Annotated in this window: 12 protein-coding genes and 1 pseudogene; 9 read left to right on the forward strand and 4 right to left on the reverse strand. The window is 70.4% G+C overall.

Annotation, left to right across the window (positions count from 1 at the left end; genetic code table 11):
- Window positions 1–2 precede the first annotated feature (2 nt).
- From gorA to PSEJ35_RS16080, 3 genes and pseudogenes are all read left to right on the forward strand, one after another.
- The gene (gene gorA / locus PSEJ35_RS0111095; protein ID WP_028917855.1) at window positions 3–1,373 is read left to right on the forward strand and encodes a glutathione-disulfide reductase; all 1,371 of its coding nucleotides are present in this window, start codon (window positions 3–5) and stop codon (window positions 1,371–1,373) included.
- Window positions 1,374–1,743: 370 nt separating this feature from the next.
- On the forward strand, window positions 1,744–2,289 hold the full coding sequence (locus tag PSEJ35_RS17260; protein WP_156924802.1) for a hypothetical protein: 546 nt from the start codon (window positions 1,744–1,746) through the stop codon (window positions 2,287–2,289).
- Window positions 2,290–2,333: 44 nt separating this feature from the next.
- A pseudogene (locus PSEJ35_RS16080) lies at window positions 2,334–2,708 on the forward strand (N-formylglutamate amidohydrolase); the annotation flags it as partial.
- Here the strand turns inward: PSEJ35_RS16080 and PSEJ35_RS17645 are convergent.
- Both PSEJ35_RS17645 and PSEJ35_RS0111110 read right to left on the reverse strand, forming a co-directional pair.
- Window positions 2,620–3,174 carry a PAS domain-containing protein gene (locus PSEJ35_RS17645; RefSeq protein ID WP_084635524.1) on the reverse strand — a complete coding sequence of 185 codons (555 nt, stop codon included), beginning with the start codon at window positions 3,172–3,174 and terminating at the stop codon, window positions 2,620–2,622. The pseudogene PSEJ35_RS16080 and the gene PSEJ35_RS17645 overlap by 89 nt on opposite strands.
- Window positions 3,171–3,662: a protoglobin domain-containing protein gene (locus PSEJ35_RS0111110; protein ID WP_028917858.1), complete on the reverse strand. Its 492-nt coding sequence runs from the start codon at window positions 3,660–3,662 to the stop codon at window positions 3,171–3,173. The genes PSEJ35_RS17645 and PSEJ35_RS0111110 overlap by 4 nt, the downstream gene beginning before the upstream one ends.
- A 340-nt stretch (window positions 3,663–4,002) precedes the next feature.
- On the opposite strand from PSEJ35_RS0111110, the gene hutG reads away from it, so the two are divergent.
- On the forward strand, window positions 4,003–4,779 hold the full coding sequence (hutG, locus tag PSEJ35_RS0111115) for an N-formylglutamate deformylase (protein ID WP_028917859.1): 777 nt from the start codon (window positions 4,003–4,005) through the stop codon (window positions 4,777–4,779).
- A 98-nt stretch (window positions 4,780–4,877) separates the two neighbouring features.
- Window positions 4,878–5,801 (forward strand): DMT family transporter, encoded by a 924-nt coding sequence (locus tag PSEJ35_RS0111120; protein WP_232207642.1) that lies wholly within the window; start codon window positions 4,878–4,880, stop codon window positions 5,799–5,801.
- A gap of 130 nt (window positions 5,802–5,931) precedes the next feature.
- Here the strand turns inward: PSEJ35_RS0111120 and fusA are convergent, their stop codons facing one another.
- On the reverse strand, window positions 5,932–7,992 hold the full coding sequence (gene fusA / locus PSEJ35_RS0111125) for an elongation factor G (protein WP_028917861.1): 2,061 nt from the start codon (window positions 7,990–7,992) through the stop codon (window positions 5,932–5,934).
- Window positions 7,993–8,210: 218 nt separating this feature from the next.
- Here fusA and PSEJ35_RS0111130 point away from each other — a divergent pair, with 218 nt between their 5' ends.
- The 4 genes from PSEJ35_RS0111130 to PSEJ35_RS0111145 all read left to right on the forward strand — a co-directional run bounded on the left by PSEJ35_RS0111130 (window position 8,211) and on the right by PSEJ35_RS0111145 (window position 14,286).
- On the forward strand, window positions 8,211–8,642 hold the full coding sequence (locus tag PSEJ35_RS0111130; RefSeq protein ID WP_028917862.1) for an OsmC family protein: 432 nt from the start codon (window positions 8,211–8,213) through the stop codon (window positions 8,640–8,642).
- Window positions 8,643–9,123: 481 nt separating this feature from the next.
- Window positions 9,124–10,863 carry an amidohydrolase gene (locus tag PSEJ35_RS0111135; RefSeq protein WP_028917863.1) on the forward strand — a complete coding sequence of 580 codons (1,740 nt, stop codon included), beginning with the start codon at window positions 9,124–9,126 and terminating at the stop codon, window positions 10,861–10,863.
- 579 nt (window positions 10,864–11,442) lie between these two features.
- On the forward strand, window positions 11,443–12,735 hold the full coding sequence (locus PSEJ35_RS0111140) for an adenylosuccinate synthase (protein WP_028917864.1): 1,293 nt from the start codon (window positions 11,443–11,445) through the stop codon (window positions 12,733–12,735).
- 183 nt (window positions 12,736–12,918) lie between these two features.
- Complete coding sequence (locus PSEJ35_RS0111145) at window positions 12,919–14,286, forward strand: VOC family protein (RefSeq protein ID WP_028917865.1); 1,368 nt, start codon at window positions 12,919–12,921, stop codon at window positions 14,284–14,286.
- Window positions 14,287–14,389: 103 nt separating this feature from the next.
- Here the strand turns inward: PSEJ35_RS0111145 and PSEJ35_RS0111150 are convergent.
- Window positions 14,390–14,689, reverse strand: a 300-nt coding sequence (locus tag PSEJ35_RS0111150) for a transposase (protein WP_028917866.1), incomplete at its 5' end; no start/stop codon positions are given.

Here is a 14,689-nt window from a genome sequence, read left to right on the forward strand (position 1 = left end):
GCATGGCCAGCACGGCGCCGCAGATGGACTTCGACCTGGTGGTCGTCGGTGGCGGATCGGGCGGGTTGGCCGGCGCGTTCCGCGCCGCCGCGCACGGCGCGCGGGTCGCGCTGCTGGAGCCGCGCGAGTTCGGCGGCACCTGCGTGAACCTCGGCTGCGTGCCGAAGAAGGCGATGTGGCTGGCCGCCGACCTGGCCACGCGGATGGCGCTGGCCGCCGACCTCGGCTTCCAGCTGCCACCCCCGCCCCTGGACTGGAAGGCGCTGGTCGCCCACCGCCAGCAGTACATCGCCGGCATCCATGCCAGCTACCGCAGGCGCCTGGACGAGGCCGGCGTGGTCGCGATCCCGCAGCGCGGGCGCCTGCTCGATGCGCACACGGTGGAAACCGGCGACGGCATGCGCCTGCGCGCCGGGCGCATCCTCATCGCCACCGGTGGCCGGCCGCTGCGGCCGGATATCCCGGGCGCGGAACTGGGCGGGGTGTCCGACGACTTCTTCGAGCTGTGCGCGGCGCCGGCACGGGTCGGCATCATCGGTGGCGGCTACATCGCGGTGGAGCTGGCCGGGGTGCTGCAGGCGCTCGGCAGCCGCGTGGAGGTATTCGTGCGCGGCCCGCGCCTGCTGTCGGGGATGGACGCCGAAGTGGTGGCGCAGCTGCAGGAGGACATGCGCTGGCATGGCGTGCACCTGCACCTGGATGCGCCGGTGCACGCGCTGGAGGCCGAGGGCAAACGCGTGCGCGTACTGCACAAGGGCGGCGACAGCGCCCGGTCGGAGGCCTTCGACACCGTGCTGTTCGCCACCGGCCGCCGGCCCAATACCGGGGGCCTCGGCCTCGAGCAGGTGGGTGTCGCGCTCGACGAGGACGGACACGTCGTGGTCGACGGGTGGGAGAACACCACGGTGGAGAACATCCACGCCATCGGCGACGTCACCGGCAAGCTGGCGCTGACGCCGGTGGCGATTGCCGCCGCGCGGCGGCTGATGGACCGCGTCTTCGGCGGCCAGGGTGACGCGCGGCTCGACTACGACAACGTGGCCACGGTGGTGTTCTCGCATCCGCCGCTGGGCACCGTGGGGCTGAGCGAGGAAGCTGCGCGCGAACGCCACGGCGAGGCGGTGCGCACGTACACGGCAGGCTTCCGGCCGATGCTGCACGCGCTGGCCGGTTCGCCGCAGCGCAGCCTGTTCAAGCTGGTGTGCGTGGGCGAGGACGAGCGCGTGGTCGGCATCCACCTGCTGGGCGAGGGCGCCGACGAGATCCTGCAGGGCTTCGCCGTGGCGCTGAAGCTGGGCGTGACCCACCGCCAGCTGCTGGACACCGTGGCCATCCATCCGACCTCCGCCGAGGAAGTGGTGCTGATGAGCTGAGGGATTGCATGTCGACACGGGGGGGTAGGCTCCAGTCGCCGCAATGACGCGGCGCTTGCCACTATGGAAGAGGAGGCGAACAATGGAACTGAAGTTCAAGACTGTTGCGACCACATGTTTCCTGCTGCTGGCTGGCTTTGCGGGAAATGCGATTGCCTAATCGACCCCTCCCTCTCCTGTTCCTGGGGATACGGTAATCGTTGTGGTCAATGGAAGGGAGTTTCAATGCACAGTGAGCTCTGACGGCACTTGCGGAAACTGCAAGGAGCTCAGAGATCACGCTGGTCCTATTGTTTGATGCATTCTCCGGCCCGTCCCGGCTTATCGGGATGGGCCGGTTTTTATTGCTTGGGGAGTGTGCATGAGATCGATGCCATACGTCTTGTCTTTCACTTTGCCCTTCTTTCTTCTTCTGACGGGTTGTGCGCACAAGGAAATGTCGAAAGATGGTGTTGGGCTTGTGAACTCCGGTTTGCTCATTCCGATGGGGGCGAGCCGATATGAAATGGAGAAGAACGAGATATTCCTGATGGCGGACAGGCTTCCGGGGTTCCAGGAGCCTCGCTATCCACAGGAGTATCTTGGGCAGGATATGGATACAAGGATTGTGTGCGTCGATCTGGTCGTTGACTCAGAAGGTGCTGTGTCTTCAGCTTCAATCAACCGAACGGAGCCTGTGTGCGTAGGGGGCGGTGCTCCCGCTGCATTCGAGGAGGCTGCGCTGGAATCGGCGAGGGAATGGCAGTTCTTCGCCGCACAGATATGCACCTATCCTGATGGGGTAGAGCCTGATGCCCGCTGTGAGGGTGAAGGCGTTTCTTCCCAGCTCGTCCCTGTCCGATTGACCTATGTCTTCGAATTCTCGCAGGCAGGAGGGAAGTCGTCGGTCCACTCAAGCTTGCAGGAGTGGCGCTGAATGACTGGTAGTAGCGATCCCGTGAGGTGGCTAAATCACTACCAGTGGAAACGTATCGCCTGCACCGGTGCACCGCGCCGCTGCTGGTCAGCCTGCCGCACGACGGCAGCGAACTGCCGGGCCACATCGCCGCGCGCCTGACCGACGGCGCGCGCCGCGGGCCGGACACCGACTGGCACGTCTCGCGCCTGTACGATTTCGCCCGCGAACTGGGCGCCTCGATCCTGGTGCCGCGCTGGTCGCGCTAGGTCGTCGACCTGAACCGGCCGCCGGACGACACCTCGCTGTATCCGAGGCAGAACACCACCGGCCTGTGCCCGCTGGTCCGGTTCAGCGGCGAGGAGGCGGTGTACCTGCCCGGCGCCGAACCGGATCCGGCGGAGATCGCCGCGCGCGTGGAAGCCTACTGGCGCCCGTACCACGAGACCCTGGACGCCGAACTGCAGCGCATCCGCGGCGAACACGGCCGCGTGGTGCTGTCTGTACAGTGCCGACCACGCGTGTGCGGTTGCCATCGGCATCGTTGAGGGCGCGGCCGCGTTCGCGCAGCATCCGCGGCGGGTGGCCGGGGCGCTCGACCCGGTAGCGGATGTCGTAGGCGGTGTCGTTGGCCAACGCGGCGTGGAAGGCGGCATCCACGTCGGGGCGGTCCAGCGGATGCACCCAGCGGCGCAGGTGGTCGTAGCCGCCGCAGCCGACGTCGGGCTCGGTGCAGAGCATCTCCCGGGCGCGTTCGCAGCAGGCCAGCGCGCCGTTGGGCAGCTGCAGTTCCCAGCGGCCGAGCTGGGCCAGTTCGTGGGCCTCGCTGAGCAGGGCCTGGCTTTCCCGAAGCGAGGCCATCGAGGCGTTGAGCGCGTCGCGGTCGGCGGCGACGTAGGCGTTCATGGCCAGGCCATGTCCAGGAACATCCGCCGCACCAGCGACTTCAGCGCGATGGCGTGCGCATCCGGGGCCTCGTGCGCCAGCGGCTGCAGCGTGTCCATCAGCGTGGTCAGCAGCTTGGCGCAGGAGGCCACGTACCAGTGCGGCTCCAGGCCGATGCGGTGGTGGATCGCGCCGATCTGCAGCCGGTTCTCCACGTAGCGCGTGTCGCAGTGCATGGTGAACAGCTCGCGCGCGTACTCGTGCTGGGTGCGGTGCAGGCGCTCGCGCCTGGGGCCTTCGCCGATCAGCTTGTGCAGTTCGGGGAAGGCGTCGATGTGGTCGTAGAAGCTGCGGACGTTGCCTTCCTCGCGCGGGGCGACGAACTCCCACAGCCGGCGCAGGCGGGCTTCGTCCTCCTCGCCCAGTTCGAGGAAGGCGAGGCGCTTGCGCAGGTCGTCCTCGTCGATCGCGGAGGAGAAGGCGGCGATCGGCGGGCAGGCGCTGTCCATCCGCGGCGACCCCGGGGCCTCCATGGCGCGTGCGGCTGGTCGATGGGCCTGTCGCAGGCCGCTGCGTCCGGCTCGAGATCCTGCCCGGCGAGGACCACGGCCTGGACCAGCAGGTGGATGCCGTCCAGCCGCGGCAGGTCGGGGACGCAGGTTCCCGGCGCCCACGCCAGGCCTCCGGCGTCAGGCGGTGTCGCTACGTGGTGCCAGCACGGCCGCGATGGTGCGTCCATAGATCCCCCCCCCGGGTACGGCCAGCGTAGGCAAAGCGTGATGGCTGTACATCGGGGGAACCCCGGCTCCGTTGGTAGGGCAGGGCGCGGCGCGGGCCTACAATGCGGGCATGGAAAACTTCCGCCTCCACCAGGGCAGCGCGCCGCTGCTCATCAGCCTGCCGCACGATGGCAGCGAACTGCCCGACGGCATCGCCGCGCGCCTGACCGACGGCGCGCGCCGCGTGCCGGACACCGACTGGCACGTCTCGCGCCTGTACGACTTCGCCCGCGGACTGGGCGCCTCGATCCTGGTGCCGCGCTGGTCGCGCTATGTCGTCGACCTCAACCGGCCGCCGGACGATACCTCGCTGTACCCGGGCCAGAACACCACCGGCCTGTGCCCGGTGGTCCAGTTCAACGGCGAGGCGGTGTACCTGCCCGGCGCCGAACCCGACGCGGCGGAGATCGCCGCGCGGGTGGAAGCGTACTGGCGCCCGTACCACGAGAACCTGGACGCCGAGCTGCAGCGCATCCGCGGCGAGCACGGCCGGGTGGTGCTGTGGGAGGGCCATTCGATCCGCGGCACCCTGCCGTTCCTGTTCGACGGCGACCTGCCGGACCTCAACCTCGGCACCGCTGGCGGGGCCAGCTGCAGCGTGGCGCTGCAGCGCCGGCTCGAAGCGGTGCTCGAAGGGCAGGACCGGTACAGCCACGTGGTCAACGGCCGCTTCAAGGGCGGCTACATCACCCGCCACTACGGCGTGCCGGAGACCGGGGTCGAAGCGGTGCAGCTGGAACTGGCGCAGCGCACCTACATGGATGAGGACAGCTTCGACTACCTGCCGGAGCGCGCGGAACGCCTGCAGCAGGTGCTGCGCGCGCTGCTGCAGGTGGCGCTGGCGTGAGCCTGGAAGACCAGGCACTGCGCGAAGCCGGTAGTGCGGCAGCAGGACAGGCGGAAGCGGCGGAGCCTCCGCCCCTGGCGACCGCGGCGCACGCCGCCATCGATGCCGAGGCGCGGCACGCGCGCCGGCAGCGCCGGCTTGGCCTGCTGTACGCCGCGCTCGGCGCGATCCTGTTCTCCGGCAAGGCGATCATCGTCAAGCTCGGCTTCCGCTACGGCGCCGATGCCGTGACCCTGCTGGCGCTGCGCATGGTGGTGGCGTTGCCGTTCTTCGTGCTGATGGGCCTGTGGGCGGCGCGGCGCGCGACCATGCACCTGCATCGCCGCCACTACCTGCGCATCCTGGTGCTGGGCTCGCTGGGCTACTACCTGGCGAGTTTCCTCGACTTCGCCGGCCTGGCCTACATCACCGCCACGCTGGAGCGGCTGATCCTGTACCTCACCCCGACCCTGGTGCTGTTGATCGGCTGGCTGGCGTTCGGGCGGCGCCCGGCGCGGCTGCAGTGGATCGCGCTGCTGGTCAGCTACCTCGGCGTCGGCCTGGCCTTCGGCCACGACCTGCTGGCCGGCGGCGAAGGCATCGTGCTGGGCAGCGCGCTGGTGTTCGGCAGCGCGCTGGCCTATGCGCTGTACCTGGCCGGCAGCGGCGAAATGGTGGGGACGGTGGGGGCGGTGCGCCTGACCTCGCTGTGCACCTCGGTGGCCTGCGTGCTCTGCATCGGCCAGTTCCTGCTGCTGCGCCCGCTGTCGGCGCTGGACCTGCCGGCGGAGGTGTACTGGCTGTCGCTGGCCAACGGCACCCTGTGCACGGTAGCGCCGGTGCTGCTGGTGATGTTCGGCATCGCCAAGCTCGGTTCCGGGACGGCTTCGCAGATCGGCATGCTCGGGCCGGTGTCGACCATCATCCTGAGCCTGCTGGTGCTGGGCGAACCGATGGGCGCCTGGCAGGTGGCCGGCACGGTGCTGGTGCTGGGCGGCGTGCTGCTGGTCTCGCGCGCGCCGGTGGCCCGCCGCGCCGCGTAGCGTGCAGCCCGGACAAGCGAGGCGCATCCGGGACGGGCGTCGGGTCGGGTTCGGCCGGGAAGTCGGGCGTGGGAGTCGGGCCGCCATGCGCGCTCTTGTAGAGCGGGGCTTGCCCCGCTGCGCCTGCCTCTCAATCCTCCTCGTGCTTCGGCTTGTACGCCTCGACCAGTTTCTGCTGGACCTGCGGCGGCACCGGTTCGTAGTGGCTGAAGTCCAGCGAGTAACGCCCCTTGCCGGCGGTCAGCGACTTCAGCTCCGCGGCGAAGCCGTCCAGCTCCGACATCGGTACCTGCGCGCGCACCACCACCTCGCCGCGGGCGCCGTCGGTGCCGGTGATCCGCGCGCGGCGTCCGGCGAGGCTGCCGGTGACGTCGCCCAGCTGCGCCTCCGGCGCGCCGACTTCCAGGTCCACGATCGGCTCCAGCACCTGCGGCTTCGCCCTGGCGATCGCATCGAGGAAGGCCTTGCGCGCGGCGGTGACGAAGGCGACCTCCTTGCTGTCCACTGGATGGTGCTTGCCCTCGTAGACGATCACCCGCACGTCCTGCAGCGGATGGCCGGAGATCGCACCACCCTGCAACACCTGGCGCACGCCTTTCTCCACCGCCGGCATGAACTGGCCGGGGATGGTCCCGCCCTTGACCTCGTCGACGAACTCGAAGCCGCTGCCGCGCGGCAGCGGTTCGATGCGCAGGAACACCTCGCCGAACTGGCCGGCGCCACCGGTCTGCTTCTTGTGGCGGTGGTGGCCTTCGGCGGGGGTCGAGATCGTCTCGCGGTAGGCGATGCGCGGCGGCCGCGTGGTGACTTCCACGCCGAAGCGCTCCTTCAGCCGCTCCAGCATCACCCGCAGGTGCAGCTCCGACAGGCCGCGGATCACGACCTCGTTGAGCTCGGCGTTGTGCTCCACGACGAAGGCCGGGTCTTCCTCGGCCAGCTTCTGCAGCGCGGTCGACAGCTTCTGCTCCTGGCCGCGGCTGGCCGCCTGCACCGCCAGCCCGAACATCGCCCTGGGGAAACTGGTCGGCGCCAATCGCACCGCGTCCTCGTCGTGGCTGTCGTGCAGCACCGCGTCGAAGTGCAGGTCGTCGATCTTGGCCACCGCGGCGATGTCGCCGGGCACGGCCTCGTCGATCTCCACGTGCTCCTTGCCACGCAGGCGGAACAGGTGGCCGACCTTGAACGGCTTGCGCCCGTCGTCGACGAACAGCTGGGTGTCGCGCTTCACCGTGCCCTGGTAGACGCGGAACACGCCGAGCTTGCCGACGAAGGGGTCGTTGACGATCTTGAAGACGTCGGCGATCACGTGCCCGCCGTTGGTGGGCTGCACCGCCAGCGGCTCGTCGCCGTGGCCGTTGCGCTTCAGCAGCGGCGGCGGATTGGCCTCGGTGGGATCGGGGAACAGGCGCTCGGCGATCTGCAGCAGCTCCGCCACGCCCACGCCGCTGCGCGCGGAGACGAAGCACACCGGGAACAGGTGGCCCTCGCGCAGCGCGCGCTCGAAGGCGTCGTGCAGTTCCTGCGGCGACAGGCCCTGTTCGCCGCCGTCGAGGAAGTGCTCCATCACGCTCTCGTCCACTTCCACCACCTGGTCGAGGATGCGCTGGTGCCATTCCGCGACCGGACCCAGGTCCGAGTCGCCGCTGGCGCTGCCGAAGCAGTCGACCACGCGGCGGCCGCCATCGGCCGGCAGGTTCAGCGGCAGCACCTCCTGGCCGAACCTCTCGCGCAACTGGGCGATCACGCGCGCGCAGTCGGCCTGCTCGTGGTCGATCTTGTTGACCACGAACACCCGGCACAGGCCGCGTTCGCGCGCGCGTTCCATCAGCCGCACCGTGCCGTGCTCCATGCCGGTGTCGGCGTCGACCACGATCAGCGCGGTCTCCACCGCCGCCAGCGCCGAGAGCGCGGGGCCGCGGAATTCCGGATAGCCGGGGGTGTCGATCAGGTTGAGGTGGTAGTGGCGGTCGGAGACCGGCGCGTGGTCGATGCTGGCGATCGCGATGTCGATGGAATGGCCGCGCGCTTTTTCCATCGGATCGAAGTCGGACACCGTGGTGCCGCGTTCGACCGTGCCTGCCGTGGTGAGGGCGCCGCCGGCATGCAGCAGGGCTTCGAACAGGGTTGTTTTGCCGGCGCCGGGATGGCCTGCGAGGGCCACGTTGCGGATGTCGCGGGTTGCGTAGGACATGAGGCCGTTCCTCCCTGGATCGGGTCTGAAGGGCCGTCATGGCTGTCCGGGCCGGGAGCCATCCCATTGCAGCCCGGGGCGCGAACCCGGCGGGCGGTCATGGCGGAGGGGTACCTTAACGCGCCGGCACCACTGGCGCGACGCTGCAACGCAACAAACGGGTCGATAACGCGCGCGCCGCTAGGCTTGCCGTCCCCCCAACCCCCAAGGACAAAGCCATGGGTATCTCGCGCACCGCCACCGCCCACTGGGAAGGCGACCTCAAGACCGGCAAGGGCAAGCTCAATACGCCGCAGAGCGGCCTGCTGGCCGACACCCGCTACGGCTTCAACAGCCGTTTCGGCGAGGAGAAGGGCACCAACCCCGAAGAGCTGATCGCCGCCGCACATGCCGGCTGCTTCACCATGGCGTTCTCGGCCAAGCTCGGCGAGGCCGGCTTCGTCCCGACCTCGATCGACACCCGTGCCGAGGTCGACCTGTCGCTGGAAGGCGGTCCGACCCTGTCGCAGATCCGCCTGAAGGTGCGCGCCGTGGTGCCGGGCCTGGACGAGCAGCAGTTCCGCGCCATCGCCGACGACGCCAAGCAGAACTGCCCGGTGTCCAAGGCGCTGTCGGCGGTGCCGATTTCGCTGGAAGCCGAGCTGGGCTGAGGCGCACCCGATCCGGCTCTTGTAGAGCGGGGCCCGCCCCACTGTTGTTGCCGTCACGTCGCTCCGCCAGGCGGGAGAGTCGGGCAAGCCCGACTCTACAGGGCCTGCTTTTGTGTAGCGGGCTTCTCCGCTTTGCCCGCGCCCGCGTTGCCGTGCCGGACGTGGCTTTGTAGAGCGGGGCTTGCCCCGCTGTGCCCGTGCCCCGCGTTGCCCTGCCGTGGAGTCGGGCAAGCCCGGCTCTACCGTTTGTTCCCTCTCCCTGCGGGAGAGGGGGGTAGGGGAGGGCGGGGGGCGACCCGGGAGGCACCTGCACCGGGACAGGCGGGGGCCGTGACCTGTAGAGCGGGGCTTGCCCCGCTGCTTCTCGTGCGGCCTGGGACATCAGGCGTGGGAGTCGGGCAAGCCCGACTCTACGAATGGCGGTTTGCCGGGATGGCGGTTGGCCCGGCATATTCAGGGGCTTCCTGACCCGGAGCCACCGATGCCCCAGCGCACCGCCTTCGCCCTGATCCTGGCCCTGGCCGCCAGCGCGGTCCCCGCGCACGCCGCGGCCGCCACCCAGGCTTCCACGCAGGACGCCGACGCCCGCACGACGACGCCGACCGGCGACGCCGTCGCCATCCTCAGCGCCGCGCGCATCCACACCGGCGACCTGCGCCAGCCGCAGGCCACCGCGATCGCATGGGACGCGCAGGGGCGCATCGTCGGCGCCGGCACGGCGGCCGAACTGCGCAAGCGCTGGCCGGCCGCGCGCCGCATCGATGCCGGCAAGGCCACCGTGGTGCCGGGCCTGATCGATGCCCACGCGCATGTCATGGAGCTGGGCTATGCGCTGATGCGCGCCGACCTCAGCGGCGCCACCAGCCAGGAGGAAGTGGTCAGCCGGCTCAAGGCCTTCGCCGCGACCGCCCCGGCCGACGCCTGGATCCAGGGCTACGGCTGGGACCAAAACCGCTGGCCCGACGCCACGTTCCCGACCACCGAACTGCTCGATGCCGCCTTCCCGGACCGCCCGGTGTGGCTGCAGCGCATCGACGGCCACGCCGCCTGGGCCAACACCGCCGCGATGCGCGCCGCCGAGGCGCTCGAAGGTGCGCGCCCGTTCGACGGCGCGTGGCAGCCGGACGGTGGCCGCATCGTCCGCGACGGCACCCGCGCCACCGGCGTGTTCGTCGACGCGGCCATGCGCCTGGTCGAGCGCGCCATCCCGCCCTACGACGAGGCCTTCCGCGAGGAAGCGCTGTCGCGCGCGCTCGCCGCGGCGGTGGCCAACGGCCTGACCGGCGTGCACGACATGGGCGTGTCGCGCGAGGACCTGGCGCTGATGCGCCGCTTCGCCGATGCCGGCCGCCTGCCGCTGCGCATCGACGCCTACGCCGACGGCGACCGCGAGGCGCTGGCCGACCTCTGCGCCCACGGCCTGTACCGCCACGAGGGCGGCCGCCTGCAGATGACCGGGGTGAAGCTGTTCGTCGACGGCGCACTGGGCAGCCGCGGCGCCGCGCTGCTGGCCGACTACAGCGACGACCCGGGCAACCGCGGCCTGCTGGTCACCGACCCGGCCGCCTACGGCGCGGCGGTGATCAAGGCGCGCGACTGCGGCGTGCAGGTGGCGACGCACGCGATCGGCGACCGCGGCAACCGCATCGTCCTGGACACCTACCAGTTCGCCCTGGACGGGAAGGGCGCGCGCCCCGACCACCGCTGGCGCATCGAGCACGCCCAGGTGCTGGCGCCGGAGGATTTCCCGCGCGTGGCCCAGCTGCGCCTGGTCGCCTCGATGCAGCCGACCCACGCCACCTCCGACATGCCCTGGGCCGGCGACCGCCTCGGCCCGCAACGCCTGGAAGGCGCCTACGCCTGGCGCCGCTTCCTCGACCTGGGGGTGCCGCTGGCGCTGGGCTCGGACTTCCCGGTCGAGTCGGTCGATCCGCGCCTGGGCCTGTTCGCCGCGGCCACCCGTACCGATCGCGACGGCCATCCGGAAGGCGGCTGGCTGCCCGGGCAGAAGCTCAGCGCCGCCGAGGCCCTGCGCGGCTTCACCGCCGGGGCCGCCCATGCCGGCCACGACGAGGCCGAGGTCGGCCGCCTGGTGCCCGGGCTGCGCGCCGACTTCGTGGTCCTGGACCGCGACCCGCTGGCCATCCCGGCCAGCGAGCTGGCCGACCTGAAGGTCAAGGCGACCTGGGTGGACGGCGAGCCGGTGTACCAGGCGCCGTAAGCCGGCCTCCCACCGCGCCGGCCCGGCCGTCGTTGTAGAGCGGGGCTTGCCCCGCTGCGCCTGTGCCGGCGTTGCATTGCCGGGCGTGGGAGTCGGGCAAGCCCGACTCTACGAGGGTGTCGCGCTGTTGTAGAGCGGGGCTTGCCCCGCTGCGCCTGTGCCGGCGTGGTGCTGCCGGGCGTGGGAGTCGGGCAAGCCCGACTCTACGGGGTGTCGCGCTGTTGTAGAGCGGGGCTTGCCCCGCTGCGCCTGGGGCGGCGTTGCATTGCCGGGCGTGGGAGTCGGGCAAGCCCGACTCTACGGGGCGGGCGCCGGATGGCGGTGCGGCGGCACCCGGTCCGGCGCCGTTCACGCGGCCGCTGGCCCCGCCGCGGCAAAACCCGGATAATCCGCAAAAGCCGGTCGGGGACACTCCCTTGGGGAGCACACCCGCCCGGCTTTTTCCGTGTCTGGCTTCCGGCACGGCCGCGGCGCCCCGATGGCGCCCACGTCCGCCCTTCGGGTGGACCGGCCTGGCAGGGCCCGGATCCGGTTCCCGTCCCGCGGCCCCGATGGCCGCCAGATATAGGAGTTGCGGCCATGGGCCAGTCAGTCGTCGTCCTCGGTGCCCAGTGGGGCGATGAGGGCAAGGGCAAGATCGTCGACCTGCTTACCGAAGAGATTGGCGCCGTCGTGCGCTTCCAGGGCGGCCACAACGCCGGCCACACCCTGGTCATCAACGGCAAGAAGACCGTCCTCCACCTGATCCCGTCGGGCATCCTCCGCGACGACGCGCTGTGCCTGATCGGCAACGGCGTGGTGATCTCGCCGGCGGCGCTGATGAAGGAGATCGCCGAGCTGGAAGCGGCCGGCGTGGAAGTGCGCAGCCGCCTGAAGATCAGCCCGGCCGCGCCGCTGATCATGCCGTACCACATCGCCCTGGACCAGGCGCGCGAGAAGGCCGCCGGCGGCAAGGCCATCGGCACCACCGGCCGCGGCATCGGCCCGGCGTACGAGGACAAGGTCGCCCGCCGCGGCATCCGCATCGCCGACCTGCATTACCCCGACCAGCTGGCCGAGAAGCTCAAGGCCGCGCTGGACTACCACAACTTCGTGCTGACCCAGTACCTGGGCGTCGATCCGGTGGACTTCGACACCGTCTACAAGGAAGCGCTGGAGTTCGGCGAGTACGTCGAGCCGATGAAGTCCGACGTCGCCGGCATCTGCCACGACCTGCGCAAGCAGGGCAAGCGCGTGCTGTTCGAAGGCGCGCAGGGCGCGCTGCTGGACATCGACCACGGCACCTATCCGTACGTCACCAGCTCCAACACCACCGTCGGCGGTGCGCTGGCCGGCACCGGCGTGGGCGCCCAGGACATCGACTACGTGCTCGGCATCGCCAAGGCCTACGCCACCCGCGTCGGTGGCGGTCCGTTCCCGACCGAGCTGGACGACGAGGTCGGCCAGGGCATCCGCGACCGCGGCGCCGAGTACGGCGCCTCGACCGGCCGTCCGCGCCGCTGCGGCTGGATGGACATCGTCGCGCTCAAGCGCGCCGTGGCCATCAACGGCATCTCCGGCCTGTGCATCACCAAGCTCGACGTGCTCGACGGCATGGAGAAGCTGAAGGTCTGCATCGCCTACGAGTACCGCGGCAAGCGCACCGAGTACGCGCCGCTGGACGCGCAGGGCTGGGAAGAGTGCACCCCGGTGTATCTGGAGTTCCCGGGCTGGAGCGAGAACACCCATGGCATCACCAGCTGGGACGACCTGCCGCCGGCGGCCCGCGCCTACCTGCGCGCGCTGGAGGAGCTGGCCGGCTGCCCGATCAGCATCGTCAGCACCGGCCCGGACCGCGAGCACACCATGATCCTGCAGGATCCGTTCGCCTGATCCACGGCCGTCGAAGCAGCAAGCACAGAAGCCCCGCGAAAGCGGGGCTTCTTCCAGATCGGGGCCAGGTCACCTTCCCGCCGATGAAGTCCGCCGTGTTCGCCGCCGGGCCGCCGTCGCCCATGTCGCGACCGTGAGCTCCACCCCGTTCCTCCCGTCTGTCACCGCTTCCCCACCGAGCCCATGACCACCTTCGTTTCACCCGACCACATCCGCGGCCTGTTCGCGCAGGCCATGTCCGACATGTACCGCACCGAGGTGCCGCTGTATGGCGACCTGATCGAACTGGTCAGCCAGATCAGCAGCGCCGCCCTGCAGGCCGACCCGGCCCTGGCCGGACGCCTGGAGCGCAACGGCGAGATCGAACGCCTGGACCTGGAGCGCCACGGCGCGATCCGTGTCGGCACCCCGGCCGAGCTGGCGATGCTGCGCCGCGTGTTCGCGATCATGGGCATGCAGCCGGTCGGCTACTACGACCTGACCGTGGCCGGCGTGCCGGTCCACTCCACCGCGTTCCGCCCGCTCAGCGAGGCGTCGCTGGCGGCCAATCCGTTCCGCATCTTCACCTCGCTGCTGCGCCTGGAACTGATCGGCGACCCGGCACTGCGCGCCGAGGCCGAGGCGATCCTGGCCCGCCGCGACATCTTCACCGCCGGCGCCCGTGCCCTGGTGGAGCAGGCCGAGCGCGAGGGTGGCCTGGGCGAGGACGATGCCCGCCGCTTCGTCGCCGAGGTGCTGGAAACCTTCCGCTGGCACGGCGACGCCACTGTCTCGCTGGAGACCTACAAGGCGCTGCACGGCCTGCACCGCCTGGTCGCCGACGTGGTCTGCTTCCGTGGCCCGCACATCAACCACCTGACCCCGCGCACCCTGGACATCGACGCCGCCCAGGCCGGCATGCTGGCGCGCGGCCTGCAGGCCAAGGCGCTGATCGAGGGCCCGCCGCGCCGCGCCGTGCCGATCCTGCTGCGCCAGACCAGCTTCAAGGCGCTGGAAGAGGAAGTCTCCTATCCCGATGCCGACGGCAAGCTGGTGCCGGGCAGCCATACCGCCCGCTTCGGCGAGATCGAGCAGCGCGGCCTGGCCCTGACCCCGGCCGGGCGCGAGCTCTACGACCGCCTGCTGGCCGAGGTCCGCCAGGCCGGCGGTGCCGCCGGCAATACCGCTGCGGACTATCCGCAGCGCCTGGCCGTCACCTTCGCGGCATTCCCCGACGACGAGGCGACCCTGCGCCGCGAAGGCCTGGGCTACTTCCGCTACCGCCTGACCGACGCCGGCGCCGCCGTGCCGGCCAGCGCGCGCGCGGCGATGTCGCCCGAGGCGATGATCGAAGCCGGCTACGCCGAAGCCGACCCGATCGTCTACGAGGACTTCCTGCCGGTCAGCGCGGCGGGCATCTTCCAGTCCAACCTGGGCGGCGGCGAGCAGCGCGCCTACGACGCGCACGCCAACCAGGACGCCTTCGAGGCGGCCTTGGGCACGACCATCAATGATCCGTTCGCGCTGTACGCGCAGGCGCAGGAGGCCTCCATCGCGAGCCTGCGTGCCTGAGGCGCCGCCGGGTAACCGGTGGAGGTCCCTTTACATAAAGCCCCGCACGCACGCGGGGCTTTTTTTGTGCTTGAATATTAGGCTCTTTTGAAATTCGAGTGGGTTATGCCACGTGCGGGTTGATGCGCGAGAAGTCGAGCTTGCCGGCGATCAGGAAGATGACGGTGCGCATGGTGTCGAGCCGGGTGTAGCCGCGGGCCTTGCGCTTGGCGGCCTGGAACAGGCCGTTGATGGCTTCCAGGAAGCCGTTGGTCTGGCGGGTCTGGCTCCAGGCCAGGATGCCGTCGAAATGCTTGCGGATCATCCGCGTGACGTCCTTCATCGGCTCGACCTTGGAGCGCATGACGTTCGTGCACCACTGCCTGAGCAGCGCGGCGACCACGTTGATCTGCTTGCGCTCGAG

The sequence above is a fragment of the Pseudoxanthomonas sp. J35 genome (genome assembly GCF_000513995.1).
Classification (GTDB): domain Bacteria; phylum Pseudomonadota; class Gammaproteobacteria; order Xanthomonadales; family Xanthomonadaceae; genus Pseudoxanthomonas.

What these genes read in the sequence shown, in the direction of transcription:
- gorA (WP_028917855.1), top strand. Translation starts at nt 3, where the DNA reads ATGGCCAGCACGGCGCCGCAGATGGACTTCGACCTGGTGGTCGTCGGT.
- PSEJ35_RS17260 (WP_156924802.1), top strand. Translation starts at nt 1,744, where the DNA reads ATGCCATACGTCTTGTCTTTCACTTTGCCCTTCTTTCTTCTTCTGACG.
- PSEJ35_RS17645 (WP_084635524.1), bottom strand. Translation starts at nt 3,174, where the DNA reads ATGAACGCCTACGTCGCCGCCGACCGCGACGCGCTCAACGCCTCGATG.
- PSEJ35_RS0111110 (WP_028917858.1), bottom strand. Translation starts at nt 3,662, where the DNA reads ATGGACAGCGCCTGCCCGCCGATCGCCGCCTTCTCCTCCGCGATCGAC.
- hutG (WP_028917859.1), top strand. Translation starts at nt 4,003, where the DNA reads ATGGAAAACTTCCGCCTCCACCAGGGCAGCGCGCCGCTGCTCATCAGC.
- fusA (WP_028917861.1), bottom strand. Translation starts at nt 7,992, where the DNA reads ATGTCCTACGCAACCCGCGACATCCGCAACGTGGCCCTCGCAGGCCAT.
- PSEJ35_RS0111130 (WP_028917862.1), top strand. Translation starts at nt 8,211, where the DNA reads ATGGGTATCTCGCGCACCGCCACCGCCCACTGGGAAGGCGACCTCAAG.
- PSEJ35_RS0111135 (WP_028917863.1), top strand. Translation starts at nt 9,124, where the DNA reads ATGCCCCAGCGCACCGCCTTCGCCCTGATCCTGGCCCTGGCCGCCAGC.
- PSEJ35_RS0111140 (WP_028917864.1), top strand. Translation starts at nt 11,443, where the DNA reads ATGGGCCAGTCAGTCGTCGTCCTCGGTGCCCAGTGGGGCGATGAGGGC.
- PSEJ35_RS0111145 (WP_028917865.1), top strand. Translation starts at nt 12,919, where the DNA reads ATGACCACCTTCGTTTCACCCGACCACATCCGCGGCCTGTTCGCGCAG.